This is a genomic window from Burkholderia sp. BCC1996 (assembly GCF_905339955.1).
Taxonomy (GTDB): Bacteria; Pseudomonadota; Gammaproteobacteria; order Burkholderiales; family Burkholderiaceae; genus Burkholderia.
Genome location: NZ_CAJPHM010000031.1, coordinates 39,518 through 64,086, shown reverse-complemented (window position 1 = coordinate 64,086; position 24,569 = coordinate 39,518). Strand labels below are relative to the sequence as shown.

The 24,569-nt window shown below is 69.8% G+C and carries 22 protein-coding genes; 16 read left to right on the top strand and 6 right to left on the bottom strand.

Features of this window, described 5'->3' with window-relative positions:
• The first annotated feature begins 117 nt into the window (after positions 1–117).
• The 8 genes from U4Z64_RS31955 to U4Z64_RS31920 all read left to right on the top strand — a co-directional run bounded on the left by U4Z64_RS31955 (position 118) and on the right by U4Z64_RS31920 (position 7,161).
• A complete protein-coding gene (locus tag U4Z64_RS31955; protein ID WP_321822054.1) occupies positions 118–1,395 on the top strand; it encodes a YbfB/YjiJ family MFS transporter in 1,278 nt (425 codons plus the stop codon).
• A 122-nt stretch (positions 1,396–1,517) separates the two neighbouring features.
• On the top strand, positions 1,518–2,054 hold the full coding sequence (locus U4Z64_RS31950) for an NUDIX domain-containing protein (protein WP_044846107.1): 537 nt from the start codon (positions 1,518–1,520) through the stop codon (positions 2,052–2,054).
• 146 nt (positions 2,055–2,200) lie between these two features.
• Positions 2,201–2,638 (top strand): thioesterase family protein, encoded by a 438-nt coding sequence (locus U4Z64_RS31945; protein ID WP_321822053.1) that lies wholly within the window; start codon positions 2,201–2,203, stop codon positions 2,636–2,638.
• Between the two features lie 13 nt (positions 2,639–2,651).
• Positions 2,652–3,587, top strand: coding sequence for a branched-chain amino acid ABC transporter permease (locus U4Z64_RS31940; protein WP_321822052.1), 936 nt, complete (start codon positions 2,652–2,654; stop codon positions 3,585–3,587).
• Complete coding sequence (locus U4Z64_RS31935; protein ID WP_321822051.1) at positions 3,580–4,806, top strand: branched-chain amino acid ABC transporter permease; 1,227 nt, start codon at positions 3,580–3,582, stop codon at positions 4,804–4,806. The genes U4Z64_RS31940 and U4Z64_RS31935 overlap by 8 nt, the downstream gene beginning before the upstream one ends.
• Entirely contained in the window at positions 4,803–5,552 is a 750-nt protein-coding gene (locus U4Z64_RS31930; RefSeq protein ID WP_321822050.1) for an ABC transporter ATP-binding protein, read from the top strand. The genes U4Z64_RS31935 and U4Z64_RS31930 overlap by 4 nt, the downstream gene beginning before the upstream one ends.
• Entirely contained in the window at positions 5,549–6,253 is a 705-nt protein-coding gene (locus U4Z64_RS31925) for an ABC transporter ATP-binding protein (protein ID WP_321822049.1), read from the top strand. The genes U4Z64_RS31930 and U4Z64_RS31925 overlap by 4 nt, the downstream gene beginning before the upstream one ends.
• 161 nt (positions 6,254–6,414) lie before the next feature.
• Entirely contained in the window at positions 6,415–7,161 is a 747-nt protein-coding gene (locus U4Z64_RS31920; RefSeq protein ID WP_257774079.1) for a glucose 1-dehydrogenase, read from the top strand.
• A 22-nt stretch (positions 7,162–7,183) separates the two neighbouring features.
• Here the strand turns inward: U4Z64_RS31920 and U4Z64_RS31915 are convergent, their stop codons facing one another.
• From U4Z64_RS31915 to U4Z64_RS31895, 5 genes are all read right to left on the bottom strand, one after another.
• Complete coding sequence (locus tag U4Z64_RS31915) at positions 7,184–7,678, bottom strand: heme-degrading domain-containing protein (protein ID WP_321822048.1); 495 nt, start codon at positions 7,676–7,678, stop codon at positions 7,184–7,186.
• Between the two features lie 84 nt (positions 7,679–7,762).
• Complete coding sequence (gene iolB / locus U4Z64_RS31910; RefSeq protein WP_044846099.1) at positions 7,763–8,581, bottom strand: 5-deoxy-glucuronate isomerase; 819 nt, start codon at positions 8,579–8,581, stop codon at positions 7,763–7,765.
• A 31-nt stretch (positions 8,582–8,612) separates the two neighbouring features.
• A complete protein-coding gene (iolE, locus tag U4Z64_RS31905) occupies positions 8,613–9,542 on the bottom strand; it encodes a myo-inosose-2 dehydratase (protein ID WP_124523020.1) in 930 nt (309 codons plus the stop codon).
• Between the two features lie 61 nt (positions 9,543–9,603).
• Positions 9,604–11,487, bottom strand: a complete 1,884-nt coding sequence (iolD, locus tag U4Z64_RS31900; RefSeq protein WP_321822047.1) for a 3D-(3,5/4)-trihydroxycyclohexane-1,2-dione acylhydrolase (decyclizing) — start codon at positions 11,485–11,487, stop codon at positions 9,604–9,606.
• 46 nt (positions 11,488–11,533) lie between these two features.
• The gene (locus U4Z64_RS31895) at positions 11,534–13,492 is read right to left on the bottom strand and encodes a bifunctional 5-dehydro-2-deoxygluconokinase/5-dehydro-2-deoxyphosphogluconate aldolase (protein WP_321822046.1); all 1,959 of its coding nucleotides are present in this window, start codon (positions 13,490–13,492) and stop codon (positions 11,534–11,536) included.
• Positions 13,493–13,809: 317 nt separating this feature from the next.
• Between U4Z64_RS31895 and U4Z64_RS31890 the strand changes: the two genes are divergently transcribed.
• The 8 genes from U4Z64_RS31890 to U4Z64_RS31855 all read left to right on the top strand — a co-directional run bounded on the left by U4Z64_RS31890 (position 13,810) and on the right by U4Z64_RS31855 (position 22,926).
• The gene (locus tag U4Z64_RS31890) at positions 13,810–14,736 is read left to right on the top strand and encodes a sugar ABC transporter substrate-binding protein (RefSeq protein WP_044846095.1); all 927 of its coding nucleotides are present in this window, start codon (positions 13,810–13,812) and stop codon (positions 14,734–14,736) included.
• 68 nt (positions 14,737–14,804) lie between these two features.
• The gene (locus U4Z64_RS31885) at positions 14,805–16,379 is read left to right on the top strand and encodes a sugar ABC transporter ATP-binding protein (RefSeq protein ID WP_321822045.1); all 1,575 of its coding nucleotides are present in this window, start codon (positions 14,805–14,807) and stop codon (positions 16,377–16,379) included.
• 27 nt (positions 16,380–16,406) lie between these two features.
• Positions 16,407–17,432 (top strand): ABC transporter permease, encoded by a 1,026-nt coding sequence (locus U4Z64_RS31880; RefSeq protein WP_014722872.1) that lies wholly within the window; start codon positions 16,407–16,409, stop codon positions 17,430–17,432.
• Positions 17,433–17,469: 37 nt separating this feature from the next.
• Entirely contained in the window at positions 17,470–18,384 is a 915-nt protein-coding gene (locus U4Z64_RS31875) for a sugar phosphate isomerase/epimerase (protein WP_321822044.1), read from the top strand.
• A gap of 74 nt (positions 18,385–18,458) precedes the next feature.
• The gene (locus U4Z64_RS31870) at positions 18,459–19,472 is read left to right on the top strand and encodes a Gfo/Idh/MocA family protein (RefSeq protein ID WP_044846092.1); all 1,014 of its coding nucleotides are present in this window, start codon (positions 18,459–18,461) and stop codon (positions 19,470–19,472) included.
• 85 nt (positions 19,473–19,557) lie between these two features.
• On the top strand, positions 19,558–20,484 hold the full coding sequence (locus U4Z64_RS31865) for a TIM barrel protein (protein WP_321822043.1): 927 nt from the start codon (positions 19,558–19,560) through the stop codon (positions 20,482–20,484).
• A 66-nt stretch (positions 20,485–20,550) separates the two neighbouring features.
• On the top strand, positions 20,551–21,723 hold the full coding sequence (locus U4Z64_RS31860) for a Gfo/Idh/MocA family protein (RefSeq protein ID WP_124488955.1): 1,173 nt from the start codon (positions 20,551–20,553) through the stop codon (positions 21,721–21,723).
• Positions 21,724–22,041: 318 nt separating this feature from the next.
• Positions 22,042–22,926 (top strand): MurR/RpiR family transcriptional regulator, encoded by an 885-nt coding sequence (locus U4Z64_RS31855; protein ID WP_321802155.1) that lies wholly within the window; start codon positions 22,042–22,044, stop codon positions 22,924–22,926.
• Positions 22,927–22,999: 73 nt separating this feature from the next.
• Here U4Z64_RS31855 and U4Z64_RS31850 read toward each other — a convergent pair whose 3' ends face one another.
• Positions 23,000–24,520 carry a CoA-acylating methylmalonate-semialdehyde dehydrogenase gene (locus tag U4Z64_RS31850; RefSeq protein WP_321802156.1) on the bottom strand — a complete coding sequence of 507 codons (1,521 nt, stop codon included), beginning with the start codon at positions 24,518–24,520 and terminating at the stop codon, positions 23,000–23,002.
• Positions 24,521–24,569: the final 49 nt, after the last annotated feature.

Below are 24,569 nucleotides of genomic sequence, written 5' to 3'. Positions count from 1 at the left end.
TCCTGGAGATATGTGGATTCTTGATTATTCATTTATCGAGAACGTTCGGTCAAGCTACGATACAAGCGTTCCGATTTCCGTTCCGGCCGGCGCGCGCCGCGCGCGGCCCATGCCGCCATGTCCCGTTCCGATGCCCCGAGCGCCGTCGCCGGCGTACACCTGCCCGATGACGCCGACCGCCGCGCCCGCGCGGCCGCGCTCGCCTGCATGATCGGGCTGGCGGTCGCGCTCGGCGTCGGCCGCTTCGCGTTCACGCCGCTGCTGCCGCTGATGCTCGCCGACGGCTCGATCGGCCTGAAGGCGGGCAGCTGGCTCGCGTCGGCGAACTACGCGGGTTATTTCGTCGGCGCGGTCAGTTGCGCGGCCGTGCGGGTCGCGCCCGCGCGGATGGTGCGCTTCGGGCTGGCCGCCACCGTGCTGTTGACTGCGGCGATGGGCGTCGGCCATCTGCTCTCCGTGTGGCTCGTGGTGCGCTTCGTCGCGGGCGTCGTCAGCGCATGGACGTTCGTGTTCGTGTCGCAATGGGGGCTGCGGCGGCTCACCGAACTGCATGCGCCCGAGTGGAGCGGGCTGATCTACGCGGGGCCGGGCGTCGGGATCGTGCTGACCGGGCTGATCGGCAGCGCGCTCGCCGGCCATCGCGCGGCGCCCGGCTGGCTCGGATTCGCTGCGTTGTCGGCGCTGCTGTCGGTCGCGATCTGGCGCACGTTCGGCAGCGCGCCGGGGCCGGCCGCCTCGACAACCGCCGCGCGGGGCGCCGCGGCGCCGGCCGTGCGCGAGCGACCGGCCGCGCCGGCCGCGGCACCGCACGACGCACGGCGCCATCGCGTCGACGCCGCGTGGCTCGTCGTGCTGTACGGGATGCCGGGCTTCGGCTACATCATCACCGCGACGTTCCTGCCGGTGATCGCGCGTGCCGCGCTGCCGGCCGGGTCGCCGTGGCCCGACCTGTTCTGGCCGATGTTCGGCGCGGCGCTGATCGTCGGCGCGATCGCCGCGTCGCGATTGCCCGGCCACTGGGACAACCGGCTGCTGCTCGCCGCCGGCTGCGCGACGCAGGCGCTCGGGATCGCGGCGGGGATCGTCTGGCCGAACGCAGGCGGCTTCTCGGCCGGCAGCGCGCTGCTCGGCCTGCCGTTCACCGCGATCACGCTGTTCGCGATGCGCGAGGCGCGGCGGCTGCATGGCGAGCGAGCGGCCGGACTGATGGGCTATGCGACCGCGTCGTACGGGGTCGGGCAGATTCTCGGCCCGCTCGTCGCCGCGCCGCTGACCGCGCGCTTCGGGTCGTTCTCGCCGGCGCTGTGGGTCGCGGCAGGCGCGTTGCTCGCCGGTGCCGCCGGCTTCGCGGCGACGGCCGCGCGCGGGCGCGCGCAACCGCGCATGCAACCCTGACATCACCGGGGCCGGATCGTCTGCGGCGCGAGCAAACTCGCTAGAATGAGGCCTTTCCCGCGCCGAGCGGGCGCGCGACGCGGCCGGCAGGCCGCCGCCGGGCGTTCGCCAGATCCCCATCGATGACCACCGCCGACTACCGTTTTTGCCCGCGCTGCGCGCGTCCGCTGACCGAGCGCGCCGATCCCGACCACGAAGGCGGCCGCATCCGCCGGGCCTGCCCGGACGACACGTGCGGCTACGTGCACTGGAACAACCCGCTGCCGGTGGTGGCCGCGATCGTCGAGCTCGACGGCAAGATCCTGCTCGCGCGCAACGCGGCCTGGCCGGAAGGGATGTTCGCGCTGATCACCGGCTTCCTCGAGAACGGCGAGACGCCCGAGGACGGCATCGCGCGCGAGGTGTTCGAGGAAACCGCGCTGAAGGCCGAGCAGGTCACGCTCGTCGGCGTCTATGAATTCATCCGCAAGAACGAACTGATCATCGCGTACCACGTGCGCGCGTCGGGCACCGTCGCGCTGTCGCCGGAACTGCTCGAATACCGGCTCGTCGATCCGCCGCTGCTGCGCCCGTGGCGCGCCGGCACCGGCTACGCGCTCGCCGACTGGATGCGCGCGCGCGGCCTCGATTTCGAATTCGTCGACCGAGCGGGGCAGTGACGGGCCGCGCCGCCGCCATGTCGTCCGTCGCGCCGGGCACGATCGCGGCGCGGCATCTCGCCATTCGCCGGCGGGCCGTTCCGCACGGCCGCCGCGCGACGTGCGCTTCATCTTCCTCGTCCTGACCAGACCTGACCGCCATCGCCATGTCCGACAAGCCGCAGCCGCGTCCGCGCGACGCCTACCGCCACTTCCTGCCGATCACGACCCGCTGGATGGACAACGACGTCTACGGGCACGTGAACAACGTTGTCTACTACAGCTACTTCGACACCGTCGTGAACGAATACCTGATCCGCGCGGGCGTGCTTGACGTCGAGCACGGGCAGACGATCGGGCTCGTGGTCGAGACGCAGTGCAACTACTTCGCGCCGCTCGTCTTTCCGCAGTCGGTCGACGCGGGGCTGCGCGTCGCGAAGCTCGGCACGTCGAGCGTGCGCTACGAGATCGGGCTGTTCGCGGCGGGCGAAGCCGAGCCGGCCGCGCAGGGACACTTCGTGCACGTGTACGTCGATCGCGGCACGCGCCGCCCGGTGCCGCTGCCGGACGCGCTGCGCGCGGCGCTCGAACCGCTCGCCGGCTGACGGGCGCGCGGCGGTGCACGCGTTCGCGCTCCAGGCATTCAACGGCCTCAGCTACGGGTTGCTGCTGTTCATGCTGTCGGCTGGCCTCACGCTGATCTTCAGCGTGCAGGGCGTGCTCAACTTCGCGCATGCGAGCTTCTACATGCTCGGCGCGTACGTCGGCTACAGCATCGCGGCCCGCGCGGGTTTCTGGCCCGCGCTCGGGCTCGCACCGCTCGCGGTCGGGCTGCTCGGCGCCGGCTGCGAGCGCGCCCTGCTGCGCCGCGTGCAGGCGCACGGGCACACGAGCGAACTGCTGCTGACCTTCGGGCTCGCGTACCTGATCGGCGAGGGCGCGAAACTGCTGTGGGGCCTCGCACCGCTGCCGGCCCCGGTGCCGCCGCTGTTCGACGGCGCGCCCGTGACCGTGTTCGGCCTCGCGCTGCCGCGCTACCGGCTCTTCATGATGGCGATGTCCGCGGCGATGCTGGCCGCGCTCGGCGCGCTGCTGCGCGCGTCGCGCGTCGGCCTCGTCGTGCGCGCCGCGCTCACGCATCGCGCGGCCGTCGAGGCGCTCGGCTACGACGTGCCGCGCGTGATGACGGGACTGTTCGGCGCGGGCACCGCGCTCGCGGCGCTGGCCGGCGTGATCGGCGCGCCGCTCGCGGTGATCGAGCCGGCGCTGGCCGAGACCGTCGGGTCGGTGGTGTTCGCGATCGTCGTGATCGGCGGGCTCGGCTCGCTCGGCGGCGCGTTCGCCGCGTCGCTCGCGGTCGGCTTCGCGCAGACCTTCGCGGCGTCCAGCGACACGTCGCTGCGCGACCTCGCGCGATGGGCGGGCCTCGCGCTGCCCGATGGCGTCGCGGCCGTGTCGATCGCGCAGCTCGCCCCGCTGGTCCCGTACCTGCTGCTCGTCGCGGTGCTGGTCGCCCGGCCGCGCGGGCTGTTCGGCGAGCGTGTCGATGGCTAGCCGCGCGCGGGCCGGCGCGCTGCGCTGGGTGCTGTTCGCCGCGTGCGTGGCCGTGCCCGCGTGGCTGTGGCCGCATGGCGCGGTGCTCGGCTATCTCGCGCAGACGGCCGCGCTCGTCGTGCTCGCGCTGTCGTACAACCTGCAGCTCGGCACGACCGGGCTGCTGTCGTTCGGCCATGCGGCCGTCGCGGGGCTCGGCGCGTTCGCCGCCGCGCACTGGTTCAATCATGTCGGCGCGCCGCTGCCGCTGTTGCCGCTCGTCGGCGGCGCGGCCGGCGCGGGCTTCGGGTTCCTGGCCGGCCTGCTCGCGACACGCCGCGCGGGCACCGTGTTCGCGATGATCACGCTCGGCCTCGGCGAATGCGTCGCGGCGGCCGCATGGAGCGTGCCCGCGTGGTTCGGCGGCGTCGGCGGCGTGCCGATCGACCGCGCGAGCGGCGCGCCCTGGGGCGGCTGGCATTTCGGTGCGCAAACGCAGGCCTACGCGGTGATCGCCGCATGGTGCATCGTGTCGGCGCTGGCGATGCACGCGCTGACGCGCACGCCGCTCGCCCGGCTCGCGAACGCGGTGCGCGACAACCCCGCGCGCGTCGCCGCGCTCGGCACCGAGCCGCGCCGCGTGCGGCTCGCGATGGTCACCTGCGCGTCGTTCTTCGCGGGCATCGCGGGCACGCTGACGCTGATCGACGTCGAGATCGCGACGCCCGACAGCGTGTCGATGGCGCGTTCGGCGACCGTGCTGATCGCCGCGGTGATCGGCGGCACCGGCACGTTCTTCGGGCCGGCGGCCGGTGCGGTGGTGCTGACCGCGCTGAGCGTCGTCGTCGCGGGCGTGTCGCGCGCATGGGCGCTGTATCTCGGCGTGCTGTTCGTCGCGGTCGTCGTCGCCGCGCCGCGCGGGATCGCGGGCATCGCGCAAGCGTTCGCGCATGCGTTGCGGCGCGGCGCGCCGGCGGCCGAGCGGTGGCGCCTGTTGTGCGGCATCGGCGCGTGCGTGTTCTGGGGCGTCGCGATCGTCTGCGCGGCCGAGCTCGGCTATGCGTGGCGTTTCGCGCAGGACGACGGCACCGGCATCGCGTTCGGCGCGTGGGGGATCGACGCCGATTCGCCGGCGGGCTGGGCCGTCGCGGCTTCGGCGGCCGGCATCGGCACGCTGCTGTGGGGCTGGCGCGCGCGGTTGCTGAACCACGGGCACGGCACGCGGGAGGACGGGCTATGAACGGCAACGCGATCGCGCTCCACGGGATCGTGCAGCGTTTCGGCGCGCAGACCGTGCTCGACGGTGTCGAACTGAGCATCGCGGCCGGCGAGCGTCATGCGCTGATCGGGCCGAACGGCGCGGGCAAGTCGACGCTGTTCGGCGTGATCGCCGGCGCGACGCGGCCGACGCGCGGGTGCGTCGTGCTGCACGGTGTCGAGTTGCGCGGGCGCGGGCCGGTCGTCGCGAGCCGGCTCGGCATCGGCCGCAGTTTCCAGCAGACGAGCGCGTTCGCGCGGCTGAGCGTGTTCGACAACCTGCGCTGCGCGGCGCTGCATGCGCCGGCCGAGCGGCGGCGCTGGTGGAACCGGCTGCGCGAATCGGCATCGGTCGATCGCGCGGCCGCGCGCGTGCTGCACGACATCGGCCTCGATGCGCGGCGCGACGCGCCGGCCGGCGCACTCGGCTATGCGGAACAGCGCGCGCTCGATCTGGGCATCGCGCTCGCGAGCGGCGCGCGCACGCTGCTGCTCGACGAGCCGACCGCCGGCATGAACCGCGACCAGGCGGCGCGGATGATCGCGCTGATCCGCGCGACGACGCAGGGCCGCACGGTGCTGATGATCGAGCACGACATGGATGCGGTGTTCGGCTTCGCCGAGCGCATCACGGTGCTCGTGCGCGGCACGGTGGTCGCGACCGGTGCGCCCGACGCGATCCGCGCGGACCCGGCCGTGCGCGCCGCCTATCTCGGCGAGGGTGCATGAGCGCGCTGCTCGACATCCGCGGCCTGCGCGCGTGGTACGGGCGGCAGCCCGTGCTCGACGGCGTCGATCTCGCGCTCGCGCCGGGCGAGACGCTCGCGCTGCTCGGCCGCAACGGCGCGGGCCGCTCGACGCTCGCGAAGGCCGTGATGGGGCTCGTGCGCACCACGGGCTCGGTGCGCATCGCCGGCGCCGAATGCGCGGGCGCACGCACGTTCGAGATCGCGCGGCGCGGCGTCGCGTACGTGGCCGAAAGCCGCGACGTATTTCCGCTGCTGAGCGTGCGCGACAACTTGCGGCTCGGGCTGCGCGGCCTGAGCAGCGCGGCCGAACGTGCCGCGCTCGACCGGCTGCTCGCGCGCTTTGCGCTGCTGGGCGCGCGGGCCGACGTGAAGGCCGGGCGGCTCTCGGGCGGCGAGCAGCAGGTGCTCGCGCTGGTGCGCGCGCTCGCCGGCCGCCCGCGCGTGCTGATCGTCGACGAACCGGCCGAAGGGCTCGCGCCGCTCGCGGTCGACGCAGTCGGCGCCTGCCTTGCCGCGCTGCAGGACGACGGCGTCGCGATCCTGCTGATCGAGCAGCGGCTGCAGCTCGCGCCGCGGCTCGCGCAGCGCGTCGCGGTAATGGGGCGCGGGCGGATCGTCTACGACGGCGCGCTCGACGGGCTCGGCGGCGACGTCGTCGGCACGTGGCTGAGCGCCGGCTGACCGTCCGTCGGCCGATTGTTCGGCAAACCTCGCCAGTCAATTCGTGTCGAGCCGCTTTATCGCGGCCGCCGGAACCGCGAAGATTGCCAGCAAGGCCGGTGCGCCGCGACAGGCGCGACCGGTACCCATCCATCGAAGTCTTCCGACTGAGGAATGAAATCATGAGCAAGCTGGCAGGCAAGGTCGCGATCGTCACGGGCGCTTCCAAGGGGATCGGCGCCGCAATCGCGAAGGCGCTGGGCGCCGAAGGCGCGTCGGTCGTCGTCAACTACGCGAGCAGCAAGGCCGGCGCCGACGCGGTCGTGAGCGCGATCGTCGAAGCGGGCGGCCGCGCGGTCGCGGTCGGCGGCGACGTGTCGAAGGCAGCGGACGCGCAGCGCATCGTCGATACGGCGATCGACACGTACGGCCGTCTCGACGTGCTGGTCAACAATTCCGGCGTGTACGAATTCGCGCCGATCGAGGCGATCACCGAAGAGCACTACCGCCGGCAGTTCGACACGAACGTGTTCGGCGTGCTGCTGACGACGCAGGCCGCCGTCAAGCATCTGGGCGAAGGCGCGAGCATCATCAACATCAGTTCCGTGGTGACGAGCATCACGCCGCCCGCGAGCGCCGTGTACAGCGGCACCAAGGGCGCCGTCGACGCGATCACCGGCGTGCTCGCGCTCGAACTCGGCCCGCGCAAGATTCGCGTGAACGCGATCAACCCGGGCATGATCGTGACCGAAGGCACGCACAGCGCGGGCATCATCGGTTCGGACCTCGACCGGCAGGTGCAAAGCCAGACGCCGCTCGGCCGCCTGGGCGAGCCGGACGACATCGCGTCGGTCGCGGTGTTCCTCGCATCGGACGATGCGCGCTGGCTGACCGGCGAGCGCCTCGTCGCGAGCGGCGGGCTGCACTGATCGCGCGAGTCGGCGCGCGCCGCTACGCGATCATCGCGAGCGCGTTCGCGCCGACATGCCAGCGCAGGCTCTCGACGACGAGCGCATGATCGCGTTCGTCGTCGAGCCCGGCGATCGCCATCGCGCCGACGATGCCGCCGTCGGCCAGCCGCAGCGGCACGCCGCCGCCGTCGAGCGCATAGTCGGCATCCGACAATCCCTGCGACTGCAACGACCAGCCGGCGCGGCGAAAGCGCGCGCCGACCTCGAGCGAACTGACGCCGAAGCGCAACACCGTGTTCTGCCGGCGGCGGATCGCGTCGCTGTCGTGGGCGCGGCTGCCGTCGAGCGCGCAATAGAACAGCGGTGCGGCTTCGCCGACGATGCCGACCGCGATCGGCAGCCCGCGGCGCGACGCGAGATTGACCGCGATGTCGCCGAGCCGGCGCGCGACGTCGGCATCGAAGTGCGCCAGCATCGGCGTTGAGGTCGTGTCGCGGAAGGGCGTGGGCGCACAGCGCGGGAAAGGGATCGGCATGGCAGCTCCGTGTCGTCGCAAGTCCGGCTCGTGCGCGCGTCCTGCGTCGCGCGCCGGCCGTCGATCGTTCAGCGCATCAATGCATCAGCGCCCGGGCGCCGCGTCGAGCATCCACTCGTGCGCGGGGTCGTTCTTGAACGCCCACGCGCGGCTCGGCCCGGCCATCACGTTCAGGTAGTACAGGTTGTAGCCGTGCGGCGCGACCACCGGGTGATAGCCGCGCGGCACCATCACGACGTCGTGGTTCTCGACCGCGCATGCCTCGTCGAGGCTGCGGTCGTCCGTGTACACGCGCTGGAACGCGAAACCCTGCGGCGGATCGATCCGGTGGTAATAGGTTTCCTCGAGCGACGTTTCGTCGGGCGCCGCGTCGCGATCGTGCTTGTGCGGCGGATAGCTGCTCGAGTGGCTCGCGGGCGTGATCACTTCGACGACCAGCAGCCGGTCCGCGGCCGGGTTGTCGCCCATCAGGATGTCGCATACGTAGCGCGTGTTGGTGCCTTGCCCGCGCACCGCACGCCGCATCCGTTCGCCGTCGAGGCGCTGCACGCGCTTGTCGCCGCTCGCGTAAGGCGCGGTGCACAGCGCGACTTCCGCGTCGCGCGTCGCCACCAGCGTGACGGTCTTGCCGCCCGGCACGTACAGTGCGTCCGGCGACACTTCCTCGAACACGCTGTCGCGCTTGCCGAGCGCGTCGTAGGTCTCGCCGTCGACTTGCGCGCGCAGCGTGCCCGTGAGCACGACGACGCACAGTTCGCGCGTGCCCGTGTCGAGCGTTTCGGTGTCGCCGGCCTTCAGGCGCAGCGCGCGAAAGCCGACGTGTTTCCAGCCGGCCGACTCGGGCGTCACGTTGCAGATTTCGCGGTCGGCGGATGCCTTGACCAGCAGGGGAGAAATCGTCATGGCGTGAGGTTCCTCGATGAGATGACGGGGCTTACGCGCTCAACCGGTCGACGATCGCGCGCAGCGATTCGTAGCCCTTCTTCGCATACTGATAGCTCGGCGCGACGGCCGGGTCCTGCTCGGCCTCGACCACGAGCCAGCCTTCGTAGCCGGCGTCCTTCAGCGTGCGCAGCGTCGCTTCGTAATCGAGCGCGCCGTCGCCCGGCACCGTGAAGGTGCCGTTGATCACGCCGTTCAGGAAGCTCCAGCCGCCGTTGCGCGCCTGCGTGACGACCTGCGGCCGCACGTCCTTGCAGTGCACGTGCACGACGCGCGCCACGTGCTTCCTCAGCAGCGCGACCGGATCGGCCGCGCCGCCGAAATACGCGTGGCCCGTGTCGAACAGCAGGAACACCTTCGCGGGATCGGTCAGCGCCATCAGCCGGTCGACGTCGTCCGGCGATTCGACGTACGCGCCCATGTGGTGATGGTAGGCGAGCTTGATCCCGTAGGTCTCGAGCAGGTGCGCGCCGAATGCGTCGAGGCGCGCCGCATAGCGCCGCCAGGTTTCATCGTCGACGAAGCGCGGGCGCTTCGCGACCGGCGTGTCGATGCTGCCCTGGATCGTGCCCGCGCATTCGCCGTACACCACGACCTTCACGTCGTTGAACTGCAGCTTCGTCATGTGCGCGCGGCAGCGCTCGATTTCGGCCTCGACGGCATCGGCGTCGCTCATGCCCGGCGCGACTTCCGCCAGAAAGCCCGAATACCAGCCCGACACGCACACGAGCCCGAACTCGGCGAGCTTCGCCTTCAGCTCGGGGCCCGTCTTCGGAAACTTGTTGCCGAGCTCGAAGCCCGCGTAGCCGATTTCGGCGCCTTCCTTCAGTGCCGTCTCGAGCGGCGTCTCGCCGCCGAGCGACGGCAGGTCGTCGTTCATCCACGACAGGGGATTGATACCGATGCGAACGTTCCAGCTCATGACGTGCTTCCTTGGTTCGAATATTGTTTTCGCGGAGCGGCGGATTGAATGGGGAAACGGATCAGCGCCGCTGCCGGGTTTTCTCGTCGAGATACGTCCGGTGCGCGCGTTCGACACCGGCGCGCGCGGATACCTGCGGCACCGCGACTTCCCACCACGCGCCGCCGTCCGCGGTCGTGCGCTCGTGCGTCGTGTCGATCACGATGACCTGGCTCGTCTTCGCTGCGCGCGCACGCTTCATTTCGCTGCGCAGCTCGCCGACGTCGCGCACGTGCACGGCTTCGGCGCCCATCGCGCGCGCGTGCATCGCGAAGTCGATCGTCGAGCGTTCGCCGCCTTCCGGCACGCAGTCGTCGAGCATGTTGTTGAAGCTCGCGCCGCCGCAATTGATCTGCAGCCGCTCGATGCAGCCGTAGCCGCGGTTGTCGAGGATCACGACGATGAGCTTGCGGCCGAGCATCACGGACGTCGCGAGTTCGGCGTTGAGCATCATGTACGAGCCGTCGCCGACGATCACGATCACTTCGCGCTCGGGCCGCGCGAGCTTCGCGCCGAGGCCGCCCGCGACCTCGTAGCCCATGCACGAGTACGCGTAGTCCATGTGGTAGTTGCCCGGCACGCCGCTGCGCCACAGCTTGTGCAGTTCGGCCGGCAGCGTGCCGGCCGCGCACACGACGAGATCGTCGCGCGCGCTGTCGCGTCCCGCGTCGGCCGCCGAGTCGCGCACCGCGCCGATCACTTCCGCGTCGTACGGCAGGGTGTCCTTCGGCACGCGCGTGGTCAGCTCGGTCACGCGCGCGTTCCACGCGGCGGCCTGATCCTGGTTCGCGGCCGTCCACGCCGCATCCGCGCGCCAGCCGGCGAGCGCGGCCGACAGCTGGCCGAGGCCCGTGCGCGCATCGGCGATCAATTGCCGGCCGCGCTTCTTGCCCGCGTCGAACGGCTGCACGTTCAGGCTCAGCAGCGTCGCATTGCCGAACAGCGCGTGCGAGCCGGTCGTGAAGTCCTGCAGGCGCGTGCCGACCGCGAACACCACGTCGGCCTGCGCGGCCGCGCGGTTCGCGGCGGGTGAGCCCGTCACGCCGATCGAGCCGAGGTTCAGCGGGTGGTCCCACGCGAGGCTGCCCTTGCCGGCCTGCGATTCGGCGACCGGCACGCCGTGCGTGTCGGCGAACGTGCGCAGCGCGTCCCACGCCTGGCTGTACAGCACGCCGCCGCCGGCGACGATCAGCGGTTTCTTCGCCGCTTTCAACACGTCGAGCGCATCCGCGAGTTCGAGCGCGTCGGCCGGCGGGCGGCGCATCCGGATCACCGGCGGCGCGAAGAAATCCTCCGGCCAGTCGTAAGCGAAGGTCTGCACGTCCTGCGGCAGCGCGAGGCATACGGGGCCGCATTGCGCGGGGTCGGTCATCACCTGGATCGCGCGCGGCAGTGCGACCAGCAGCTGCTCGGGCGACGTGATCCGGTCGAAGTAGCGCGTCACCGGCCGGAAGCAGTCGTTCGCGCTGACGTCGCCCTGTTCGAAGTCCTCGACCTGCTGCAGCACCGGGTCGGGCAGCCGCGACACGAACACGTCGCCGGGCAGCAGCAACAGCGGCAGCCGGCCGACGTGCGCGAGCGCCGCGGAGGTCAGCATGTTGGTCGCGCCGGGGCCGATGCTCGACGTCGCGGCCATCATCCGCTGGCGGAAGTTCGCTTTCGCGAACGCGACGGCCGCATTCGCCATTCCTTGCTCGTTGTGCGCGCGGAACGTCGGCAGCCGTTCTTTTTCGGCATGCAGCGCTTCGCCGAGCCCGGCCACGTTGCCGTGGCCGAAGATCGCGAACACGCCGCCGCAATACGGCAGGATCTCGGTGCGGCCGTCCGGCTGGACGACTTCGGCGCGCAGGGCGGCCAGGTAGCGCACGAGCGCCTGGCTGACGGTCAGTCTTACGGTGGTGGTCATCGTCTGTCGATCAGGAGGAATCGGGGGGTCATCACGGACATCTGCATCAGGCGGCTGCGGCGGCTCGCGCGGCGGCACGGCGACCGAGCCACGCGTCGACCAGCTGCGCGAAATTGCCGGCCACTTCGTCGATCAGCGCCTGGTCGTCGATCCGGCCGGCGAGCCAGTGCAGCGACGCGTCGGCCCACAGCGTGCGGCCGACCATGAAGCCCTTGACGATCGGATTGGTCGCCGAGCGGAAGCTGTCGACCAGATATTGCAGCGGCTGGTTCAGCCCGAGGATCACCGCGCCGCGGCAGTGCGGGTCGCGCTCGGCCACCAGCGTCTCGAGCCGCGCCCAGCCGTCGGCGCTCATCGGCGCGAGCTTCCACCACTCCGGCATCACGCCGAGGTTGTAGAAGCGCGCGACCGTGCGCAGCACCGCGTCGTCCTCGGTGCCGGGCGGCGTGACCGCGCGCGGCGGAATGATTTCCAGCAGCAGCTCGTTGCCGCTCGCGCGCGTGGCTTCCCACAGCTCCAGCACGCGCTGCTCCTGCGCGACGCGCAGGTCGACGTCGTCGTCGGGGTGGTAGTGGACCAGGCACTTCACGACCTGTTCGGTCGGCCAGTGCGTGAGCGACGAGCCGACCGAGCGCGTGTCGTCGAAGCACAGCGGCCGCGAGCCGGGCAGCTCGACCGGGCGGCCGACCCACCAGCCGCGGCCGGTGGCCGACGCGAGCGCGTCGCGGCCATATGCGCCGCCGTCGATCAGCACGCCGACGTGGCCTTCGATCCGGCGATCGCGCTCGACCTGTTCGGCCGCGCGCACGAGCAGGCGCTTGAGCGTCTTGATCCGCGCTTCGTCCGCGCCGGCTTGCACCGCGAGTTCGTAGAACTGGCTGCGATGGTCGAACGCCATCACGCACAGGTCGTCCCATGCGCGGCGCGGCACCGTCACGCGATGCAGGTGCGCGAGCGCGCGATCGGCGTCCACCTGCGGATTGCGGCTGCTGCCGAACCAGTGCGCGAGCTCGGCCGGCGTCGGCATCGCGGCCGAGCACGCGTGGCGCGACACGACGATCGCGCCGCACGCGTTCGCGATGCGCGTCGCTTGCGCCCAGCCGTGCCCGCGCAGCAGCCCGGACAGCAGGCCCGACAGGAACGCGTCGCCCGCGCCCAGCACGTTCAGGACTTCGACGCGTTCGCCGTGGAAGGTCGGCGCATCGTCGATGTGCGCGGGGATGTCGCCCTCGATCACGCAGCAGCCGAGCGCGCCGCGCTTGACCACCAGCACCGCGCCGCTCGCGCGGCGCACGGCCTGCAGCGACGCGATCAGGTCGTGCGGCACGCCGCCCGCGATCAGGAATTCCTCCTCGGTGCCGACCAGCAGGTCGAACTCGCCGAGCACCTGCTGCAGCTGCCGCGTGACCTGCGCGTCGGGCACGTAGCGGTTCTCGCCCGCGCCGCGCGCGGTCAGCCCCCACAGCACCGGCCGGTAGTCGATGTCGAGGATCCGCACGACGCCGTGGCGGCGCGCGTAGCCGAGCGCGGTCAGCGACGCCTCGCGGGTGCCCGGCGTCGAAAGATGGGTGCCGGTGATCGCGAGCGCGCGGCAGCCGGCGATGAAATCCTCGCGGATCTCGTCGGCGCGCACGGCCATGTCCGCGCAGTTCTCGCGCACGAACAGCAGCGGGAACGTGTCGCGATCCTTCAGCCCGAGCAGCACGAGCGCGGTCAGGCGTTCCGGATCGGTCTGCAGCTGGCTCGTGTCGCAGCCTTCGCGCTCGAGCGTCTCGCGCACGAAGCGGCCCATCTGCTCGTCGCCGACTCGCGAGATCATCGCGGTCTTCAGTCCGAGCCGGGCGACGCCGAACGCGACGTTGCCCGACGAGCCGCCGAGATACATCTGGAAGCTGCGCGCATCCTCCAGGCGGCTGCCGTACTGTTGCGCGTAAAGGTCCACGGCGACGCGGCCGAGGCAGGCGAGATCGATGGGGCGGTCAGTCGGAAAGTTCAACGGGCTCATATCACGTATCACGCTCGCGGCCGGCGTTCGACCCTGCCGGCGGATTGAGGGACCGATCCTGCGACGGTGGTCCGTCACGTGCGCGGCACGACACGGGAACGCCTGCCGCAAGGAATCGGGCTACGGAACGGAGTCTAGACTTTTTGGAAATCCAGTTCCCTAGGTGAAATCACGTAGAAATAAATTTCCAAATTTTCGAAGAAGTGATCTACAGTTTCATCCGGATGCTTCAGTCCGAATCGGATCCGATCGGACTCGGCCCGGCGGCGCGCAACGCGCCGTTTTTCCGCCCCCGGAGATGAGGAGACAGAGTGATCATGAAGACCAAGCTGATGGCCGCCGCGGCCGCCGCAATCCTGGCCATGCCGCTCGCGCATGCCGAGAAGATCGGCGTGACGATGGCATCGTTCGACGACACGTTCCTGACGATCCTGCGCAACAGCATCGGCGATGCGGCGAAGAAGGACGGCGCGACCGTGCAGATCGAGGACGGCGGCAACGACGTCGGCAAGCAGTTGAGCCAGGTCCAGAACATGATCGCGCAGAAGGTCGACGCGATTATCGTGAATGCGGTCGACACCGACGCGACGCCGAAGATCACCAAGATGGTGACCGCCGCGAAGATCCCGCTCGTCTACGTGAACCGCAAGCCGGTCGATTTCGACAAGCTGCCGGCCGGCGTCGCGGTGGTCGCCTCCGACGAGAAACAGTCGGGCACGCTGCAGGCGCGCCAGGTGTGCAAGCTGCTCGGCGGCAAGGGCGACATCCTGGTGCTGATGGGCGAGCTGTCCAACGAGTCGGCGCGCGCGCGCACCAAGGACATCGAGGACGTGATCGCGACCAAGGACTGTGCCGGCATGAAGATCGTCGACAAGCGCGAAGGCAAGTGGAGCCGCACGCAGGGCCAGGACATCACGATGAACTGGCTGAGCTCCGGGACGAAGTTCGACGCGATCGTGTCGAACAACGACGAAATGGCGATCGGCGCGATCAACGCGCTGAAGGCCGCGCGCAAGCTGACGCCGAAGACGGTCGTCGCGGGCATCGACGCGACGCCGGACGGGCTCGCGGCGATGAAGAGCGGCGAGCTGAAGGTGTCGGTGTACCAGAACGCGGCCGGGCAGGGCGCGCAGGCCGTCGCGGCCGCGCTCAAGCTGGCGAAGAAGCAGCCCGTCGAGCGCTTCGTGAACGTCCCCTTCGAACTCGTCACGCCGGAGAACATGAACCAGTACGCGAAGCACTGACCGGTTTTTCCGCTGAACTGCGCGGGCCCGGCGTGTCCGGGTTCGCGTGTGACTTTCGAGGAACGTCCATGTTTACAGCCAGGATGGCGCGCTCGATGGCGAGCGAAAGCGCGCCGGCCGCCTCGTCCGCCGCACCGGGTTCGTCCGGTGTGCCCGCCGCCGACTGCGTGCTCGAGGTGCGCGGCGTCGGCAAGTCGTTTCCCGGCGTCGTCGCGCTCGACGGCGTGCAGTTCCGCGTGCGGCGCGGCACCGTGCATGCGCTGATGGGCGAGAACGGCGCCGGCAAGTCGACGCTGATGAAGATCATCGCCGGCGTCTACACGCCCGACCAGGGCGAGATCCTGATCAACGGCGAGCCCGTCGTGCTGAACGGCCCGCTCGACGCGCTCGATCGCGGGATCGCGATGATCCACCAGGAACTCAACCTGATGTCGTACATGACGGTCGCCGAGAACATCTGGATCCGCCGCGAACCGAAGAACCGCTTCGGCCTGATCGATCACGCCGAGCTGCGCCGCCGCACCGCCGCGCTGTTCGAGCGGCTGTCGATCGACATCGACCCGGAAGCCGACGTGCGCACGCTGACGGTCGCGAGCCGCCAGATGGTCGAGATCGCGAAGGCCGTGTCGTTCGACTCCGACGTGCTGATCATGGACGAGCCGACTTCCGCGCTGACCGACAAGGAGGTCACGCACCTGTTCCGCATCATTCGCCAGCTGCGCGAGCAGGGCAAGGGCATCGTCTACATCACGCACAAGATGAACGAGCTGTTCGAGATCGCCGACGAGTTCTCGGTGTTCCGCGACGGCAAGTACATCGGCACGCACGCGTCGAGCGACGTCACGCGCGACGACATCATCCGGATGATGGTCGGCCGCGAGATCACGCAGATGTTCCCGAAGGAGGAGGTGCCGATCGGCGACGTCGTGCTGGCCGTGAAGAACCTCGGCGTCGACGGGGTGTTCCGCGACGTCAGCTTCGAGCTGCGCGCGGGCGAGATCCTCGGCGTCGCGGGCCTCGTCGGCTCGGGGCGCTCGAACGTCGCGGAGGCGCTGTTCGGCGTCGTGCCGGCCACCGCCGGCGAGATCCTGATCGACGGCAAGCCGGTACGCATCGCCACGCCCGCGCAGGCGATGAAGCACGGGATGGCGTTCCTCACCGAGGACCGCAAGGACACCGGCTGCTTCCTGAATCTCGACCTGCTCGCGAACATGGAAGCGGCGGTGCTCAGCAACCGCTACGTGAAGTTCAATTTCGTGCGGCAGGCGCAGTTGAAACGCGACTGCGAGGCAATGAGCCGGATGCTGCGCGTGAAGACGCCCGGGCTGCACGAGGAAATCCAGAACCTGTCGGGCGGCAACCAGCAGAAGGTGCTGATCGGCAGATGGTTGCTCACGCAACCGCGCATCCTGATCCTCGACGAGCCGACCCGCGGGATCGACGTCGGCGCGAAGGCCGAGATCCACCGGCTCGTCAGCGCGCTCGCCGGCAAGGGCGTCGCGGTGCTGATGATCTCGTCGGAGATGCCGGAGGTGCTCGGCATGAGCGATCGCGTGATGGTGATGCACGAAGGCCGGATGACCGGCATCGTCGAACGCAAGGACGCCGACCAGGTCCGCATCATGGACCTGGCCTCGCGCTGAGCCGCAACAAGCATGGAGACAACTGAAATGGGCAACCTGAATCCGGTCGCGGACGCGCAGTCCATGACGATCAAGACGCGGCACGCGAAGTGGCCGCCCGAACTGAGCATCTTCCTGGTGCTGGTGGGCATCAGCCTGTTCTTCGAGGTGATCGGCTGGCTCGTCGTCGGGCAGAGCTTCCTGTTCAACGCGGAGCGGCTCGAGATCATCGTGCTGCAGATGGCCGTGATCGGCATCATCGCGGTCGGCGTGAACCTCGTGATCATCACGAGCGGGATCGACCTGTCGTCGGGGTCCGTCGTCGCGGCGGCGGCGGTCGTGTCGGCCAGCCTCGCGCAGGTGTCCGATTTTCCGCGCGCGGTGTTCCCGCACCTGACCGACCTGCCGATCATCTGGCCGGTGCTGGCCGGCGTGTGCGTCGGGCTGCTGGTCGGCCTGCTGAACGGCTCGCTGATCGCGCTGACGGGCATCCCGCCGTTCATCGCGACGCTCGGCACGATGGTGGCCGCGCGCGGCTTCGCGAAGTGGTTCACCAACGGGATGCCGGTGTCGATGCTGACCGACCAGTTCGCGGCGATCGGCGCGGGCGCGAACCCGGTGATCATCTTCGTCGTGGTGGCCGCGATCTTCCACGTCGTGCTGCGCTACACGCGCTTCGGCAAGTACACGTATGCGATCGGCGCGAACCGCCACGCGGCCGTCGTGTCGGGCATCAACGTGACGCGCCACCTGGTGTTCGTCTATGCGATCGCGGGCCTCCTGAGCGGGATCGCCGGCACCGTGACGGCCGCGCGCGCGATCTCAGGCCAGTCGGGCATGGGCGTGATGTACGAGCTCGACGCGATCGCGGCCGTCGTGATCGGCGGCACGTCGCTGTCGGGCGGCCTCGGGCGCGTGACGGGCACCGTGATCGGCGTGCTGATCCTCGGCGTGATGACGTCGGGCTTCACGTTCATCCGGATCGACGCGTACTACCAGGAGATGGTCAAGGGCGCGATCATCGTCGCGGCCGTGATCGCCGACCAGTATCGCAACAAGAAATCGCGCCGCTGACCGGCCGAGATCGAACACACAACCGATCGGGAAGAAAATGAAGATCGCTTTGGATCCCTACATGATTCGCCACCTGCCGCTCGACCGGCTGCCGCATGCGGTGGCCGAGCTCGGCTACGACCAGATCGAGCTGTCGCCGCGCAGCGACTTTCTCGACTGGTGGGTGATGCCGCGCGCGACGCGCGAGCGCATGGCCGCGTTCCGGCAAGCGTTGCGCGCGAGCGGCGTGGGCCTTGCGTCGCTGCAGCCGATGTACCGCTGGGCCAGCCCGTTCGATGACGAGCGGCAGTGGGCGGTGCGCTGCTGGAAGAAGGCGATCGAGGTCGCGCTTGAGATGGAATGCCCGCTGATGGTCTCCGAATTCGGGCGCGGCGCGTCGCCGGAGCGCTCGGTCGGCGAACGGGCGGGCGCGAATCCGAAGGAGCTGTGCGAAGCCGCGTGGTTCCGTTCGATGGACGAGCTGCTGCCGATCCTCGAGCGCGAACGCATCGTGCTGTCGGTCGAGCCGCATCCGGAAGACTGGATCGAGCAGCTGCAGCCGGCGATCGACATCGTCACGAACATCGGTTCGCCGTCGCTGAAGCTGTCGTACATCGCGCCGCACACGTTCTATTACGGCGACGACATGGCCGCGATGATCGCGGCCGCCGCGCCGATCCTCGCACACGTGCGCGTGGCCGACACGTTCGACCACCGCAAGAGCAGCCAGCTGCGCTACATCGTGAACCCGCCGGGCTCGAACCAGATCCGCGTGCACCAGCATCTCGACATCGGGCAGGGCGAGATCGACTGGGACGTGTTTTTCCGCGCACTCGGCAGCGCCGGCTTCGACGGCGTGATGTCGTCGTGCGTGTTCGCGTGGGAGGACCGCGCGGAAGCGTCGTCGCGCTATATGCGCGACACGATCCAGCGCTACGTCGAACGCCATTTCGAACGGGCGGCCGCGCGCTGACCCGTTTTGGAACCATTGCCGACCGGCGCGGCACGGGCCGCGCCGTCGTTGAACCAGAGACTGGAGATATCCGGATGACCTTGCAAATCGGCGTGATCGGCTGCGGCGCGATCGGCCAGGACCATATCCGCAGGCTCACGCGCACGCTGTCCGGCGCGCGCGTGGTGGCCGTCAACGACATCGATCCGCAGCAGGCGCGCGATGCGGTGACGAAGTACGGGCTCGACGCGGAAATCTACGGCGACGGCCACGAAGTGGTCGCGGCTGCCGACGTACAGGCCGTGCTCGTCACGTCGTGGGGGCCGACGCACGAAGCGTTCGTGCTCGACGCGATCGCGCACGGCAAGCCGGTGTTCTGCGAGAAACCGCTGGCCGTCACGGCCGACGGCTGCATGCGCATCGTCGAAGCCGAGGTCGCGCACGGCCGCCGGCTCGTGCAGGTCGGCTTCATGCGTCCGTACGACGAAGGCTATCGCGCGCTGAAGCGCGTGATCGACGGCGGCGAGATCGGCGCGCCGCTGATGCTGCATTGCGCGCACCGCAACCAGTCGGTCGGCGAGCGCTATACGACCGACATGGCGATCACCGACACGCTGATCCACGAGCTCGACGTGCTGCGCTGGCTGCTCGGCGAGGACTATGCGAGCGCGCAGGTCGTCTATCCGAAGAAGACGCGCCATGCGTCCGCGCATCTCGCCGATCCGCAGATCGTGCTGCTCGAAACCGCGAGCGGCGTGCGCATCGACGTCGAGATCTTCGTGAACTGCCAATACGGCTACGACATCCAGTGCGAGGTGGTCGGCGAGAACGGCATCGCGAAGCTGCCCGATCCGCCCGCGGTCGGGCTCAAGCACGCGGCGCGGCAGTCGGTCGAGATCATGACCGACTGGAAGGAGCGCTTCATCGCGTCGTACGACGTCGAGCTGCAGGCGTTCATCGACGGCGTGCGGCAGGGTGCGCTGACCGGGCCGTCCGCGTGGGACGGCTATGCGGCGGCGGTCGCGGCCGATGCGTGCGTGCGCGCGCAGCAGAGCGGGGCGGTCGAGCCGATCGCGATGGCCGAACGCCCGGCGTTCTATCGCGGCTGAACCGGCTGAACACGCCGACACCGGGCCGCGTGTCCACGCGGCCATGCTCGCGGCCGCGCGCCGCTTTCCTGCGGGACTGACCGACATGACGATGAAGATTGGCTGCGCGCCCTGCTGCTGGGGCGTCGACGACGTGAAGAACCCGCACCTGCCGCCGTGGCGGCAGGTGCTCGCCGAGGCCGCACAGGCCGGCTATTCGGGCATCGAGCTCGGCCCGTACGGCTACATCCCGCTCGAGCTCGACGTGGTGAGCGCGGAGCTCGAGCGGCAGCGTTTGAGCATCACCGCCGGCACGATCTTCGACGACCTGGTGTCGCCGGAGAACCTGCCGAACCTGCTGCGCCAGACGCGCGAGATCTGCGCGCTGATCACGCGCTTGCCGAAGCTGCCGACGCAGCCGGGCCAGCGCCATGCGGCGCCGTATCTGGTCGTGATGGACTGGGGGCACGACGAACGCGACCACGCGGCCGGCCACGCCGATCGCGCGCCGCGCCTGTCCGCCGAACGCTGGGCGCGCATGGTCGACCACATTCGCGAAATCGCGACGATCGCGCGCGACGAATTCGGCGTGCGCGCGGTGATCCATCCGCATGCGGGCGGCTACATCGAGTTCGCGGACGAGATCGACCGGATCGTCGCCGACGTCGCGGCCGATACGGCGGGCCTCTGTCTCGACACCGGCCACCTTTACTACTCGGGGATGGATCCCGAGACGTGGCTGCGCCGTCACGCGGCGCGGCTCGACTACGTGCATTTCAAGGATATCGACGCGGCCGTGTACGACGCGGTGATGGGCGAACACATCGCCTTCTTCGCGGCGTGCGCGCGTGGCGTGATGTGCCCGATCGGCACCGGCGTGCTCGACTACCGCGCGATCCGTCGCGCGCTCGACGACATCGGCTATGCGGGAACCATCACGATCGAACAGGAGCGCGATCCGCGCAATGCCGGCACGAGCCTGCGCGACGTCGCGGCGAGCCGCGAGTTTCTCGCATCGGCCGGGTTCGCGTAATCGGCCGTCGGCCCGACCCTCTGCACACACTTTGAACACCTGAACACGGACAGGAACACGACAATCATGATCGACGGACAGATTCTGCTCGGACATTCGATTCCCTGGGGCATGGTCGGCGGCGGGCTCGGCAGCCAGATCGGCTACAGCCACCGGTCGGCCGCATTGCGAGACGGCAGCTTCCAGCTCGTTGCCGGCGCATTCGACATCGATGCCGAACGCGGGCGGCAATTCGGCGTGAAGCTCGGCGTCGACGCCGGGCGCTGCTATCCCGACTACCGGACGATGTTCGACGCCGAGGCGAAGCGTGCCGACGGCATCCGCGCGGTGTCGATCGCGACGCCGAACAACACGCACTTCGAAATTTGCCGCGCGGCGCTGAACGCGGGGCTGCACGTCGTGTGCGAAAAGCCGCTGTGCTTCACGACCGAGGAGGCCGAGGCGCTGCAGCGGCTGTCGGTCGAGAAGAACCGCATCGTCGGCGTCGCGTACGGCTATTCCGGACACCAGATGATCGAGCAGGCGCGCGAAATGATCGCGCGCGGCGATCTCGGCGAGATCCGCATCGTGCAGATGCAGTTCGCGCACGGCTTTCACAGCGAGGGCGTCGAAGCCGCGAGCGCCGCCGCGCGCTGGCGCGTCGACCCGAAGTTCGCGGGGCCGAGCTACGTGCTCGGCGACATCGGCACGCATCCGCTGTACATCTCCGAAGTGATGGCGCCGGAACTGCGGATCAAACGGCTGATGTGCTCGCGGCAGAGCTTCGTGAAGAGTCGCGCGCCGCTCGAGGACAACGCGTTCACGATCATGGAGTACGACACGGGCGCGATCGGCTACGTGTGGTCGAGCGCGGTGAACGCGGGCTCGATGCACGGGCAGAAGGTGCGCGTGATCGGGTCGAAGGCGAGCGTCGAATGGTGGGACGAACATCCGAACCAGTTGCGCTACGAGATCCAGGGGCAGCCCGCGCAGGTGCTCGATCGCGGGATGGGCTATCTGCATCCGCACGCATTGCGCGAGGACCGCATCGGCGCCGGGCATCCGGAAGGGCTGTTCGAAGCGTGGTCGAATCTGTACGCACGCTTCGCGCTCGCGATGGACGCGGCCGATCGCGGCGACGCGCAGGCGTTGAAGAGCATCCGCTTTCCGGATGTCCATGCGGGCGTCGAAGGCGTGCGGTGGGTCGAGAACTGCGTGCGGTCCGCCGATGCGGGCGGCGTATGGGTCGACTATCGGTGAGCAAGCGGTGAGCCAGCGGCGGCCGATGCGCGGCGTCGGCCGGCGGCCCAGGGCGGTTGCCGGCGACCCTCGGCGTCGCCGTTCGCATCGGCGTCGGTAGACGCCCTAATCTTTACGGCTCGGCGACGGCGTTGGAAAATCGTTTCCATTCCGGCCGTGGAGCGTGTGCAGGTGATGATCGAGCGCGTGGGAGCGAGCGTGCGGCGCGGGCCGTGCCGCAAACGTGATTAAATTCGCCCTTCATGCATGTCCATAGGTGAGTCCCGGGCGCACGCGCAGGCGGCGCGCGGATCGGGGCCGTCAACTTCGCGCTATCCGATGAGTTCATCCGAGAAACCACCCGCCACCGTCGAGGCGTTCCTGCAGCATCTGACGCAGGAGTACGACGGCCTCAGCAATCGCCTGAAGGTGATTGCGCGTCACGTGGAAACGCATCGGGACCAGCTGGGCCTGGAAGGCATCCAGTCGCTCGCGGAGGCGTGCGGCGTGCAGCCGTCGGCCGTCGTCCGGTTCGCGAAGCATTTCGGCTTTTCGGGCTTCTCCGAGATGCAGCGGCTGTTCCGCGAGGGGCTGGCCCAGCAGATCGCGCCGGGCCGCGCGTACAACCTGCGGCTGCGCGACGTGATCGAATCGGGTGAGTCGAGCCTGCAGCCCGAGCAGATCGCCGACGAATTCATCAAGGGCAGCATTGCCGGCATGCAGCAGCTGCGGCAGACGCTCGACCCGCACGCGCTCGCACAGGCCGTCGACCTGCTCGCCGACACGCAGGCGATCTGGATCGCCGGCTCGCGCCGCGCGTTTCCGATCGCCGTGTATCTCGACTATGCGCTGCAGCACACCGACAAGCGCATCGGCCTGTTCAGCGCGCTCGGCAGCATGCATCTCGGCCAGATCCGCTCGGTGCGCGAGGGCGACGTGATGATCGTGATCTCGTTCATGCCGTACGCGGAAGAGACGGTGCAGGTCGCGCAGCAGGCCGTGCAGCGCGGCGCGCGCCTGATCGCGATCACCGACAGCCGGATGAGCCCGCTCGCGCGCGAGGCCGAGGTGACGCTGATGGTGCAGGACAGCGAGACGTTCGGGTTCCGTGCACTGACCGCGACGATGGGCCTCGCGCAGAGCCTGTTCGTCGCGCTCGCGTACCGGCTCGAGCTGTCGTACCTGCCGACCGCCGACGGCGCCCACGGCACGCAGGCCGGCTGAAGGCCGGCTGACGCCGGCCTTCGATTCGCCGGCCGCCCGCGCATTCCATCGGCGGGCGGCGCGTCGACCCCGCTTACTTCGCGGTCGGCATCGCGAATTCGGCGCCCTTGCCGATGCTCGACGCCCAGCGCTGCATCACCGACTTCTGGCGCGTGTAGAAGCGCACGCCTTCCTCGCCGTACGCGTGCATGTCGCCGAACAGGCTCTTCTTCCAGCCGCCGAAGCCGTGCCAGGCCATCGGCACCGGAATCGGCACGTTGATGCCGACCATGCCGACCTGGATGCGCCGCGCGAATTCGCGCGCGATGCCGCCGTCGCTCGTGAAGCATGCGACGCCGTTGCCGAATTCGTGTGCGTTGATCAGGTCGACCGCTGCGCCGAAGTCCTTCACGCGCACGCAGCCGAGCACCGGCCCGAAGATCTCTTCCTTGTAGATGCGCATGTCGGGGCTCACGTGATCGAACAGCGTGCCGCCGGTGAAGAAGCCTTCCTCGCGGCCCGGCACGCGCAGCCCGCGGCCGTCGACCACCAGTTGCGCGCCTTCGCTGACGCCTTGCCCGATATAACCTTCGATGCGCTTGAGCGCGTCGCCGGTGACGATCGGTCCCATCTCGACTTCCGGCGACATCCCGTCGCCGATCACCAGCTTGCGCGCGCGCTCGGCCACCAACGGCACGATCTTGTCGGCCACGTCGCCGACCAGCACCGCGATGCTGATCGCCATGCAGCGCTCGCCGGCCGAGCCGTACGCGGCGCCGATCAGCGCGTCGACCGCCTGCTCGATGTTCGCGTCCGGCATCACGACGAGATGGTTCTTCGCGCCGCCGAGCGCCTGCACGCGCTTGCCCGACTGCACCGCGCGCTGCTGCACGTAGGCCGCGATCGGCGTCGAGCCGACGAAGCTGACGGCCTGCACGTCCGGGTGGTCGAGGAGCGCGTCGACCGCGCCCTTGTCGCCCTGCACGACGTTGAACACGCCGGCGGGCAGGCCCGCCTGCGTGAGCAGGTCGGCGATGAACAGCGCCGCCGACGGGTCGCGTTCGCTCGGCTTCAGCACGAACGTGTTGCCCGTCGCGAGCGCGACCGGGAACATCCAGCACGGCACCATGCACGGGAAGTTGAACGGCGTGATACCCGCGACGACGCCGAGCGGCTGGCGCATCGTCCAGTTGTCGATGCCGGTGCTGACCTGGTCGGTGAAGTCGCCCTTCAGCAGTTGCGGCACGCCGCATGCGAATTCGATGATGTCGATGCCGCGCGCGACTTCGCCCTGCGCATCCGAGAACACCTTGCCGTGCTCGGCCGTGATGATGGCGGCCAGCGTGTCGCGGTGTTCGTTCATCAACTGCAGGAAGCGGTGCAGCACGCGGGCGCGGCGGATCGGCGGCGTGTCGGCCCAGGCGGGGAACGCCGCACGGGCGGACGCGACGGCGCGCTGCACTTCGTCGTCGCCGGCGAGCGCGACGCGGCGCACCGCGCGGCCGAGCGCCGGATTGAAGACGTCCTGGAAGCGGCCGCTGCGGCCGGCGACGGGTGCGCCGTCGATGTAGTGGCCGACGTCGGCGTCGGACGTATAGGCGGGAACCGTGGTCATGCGTGTCTCCTGGGCATGGGAATGGGGGTGGACGGAACCTAGTCTAGGC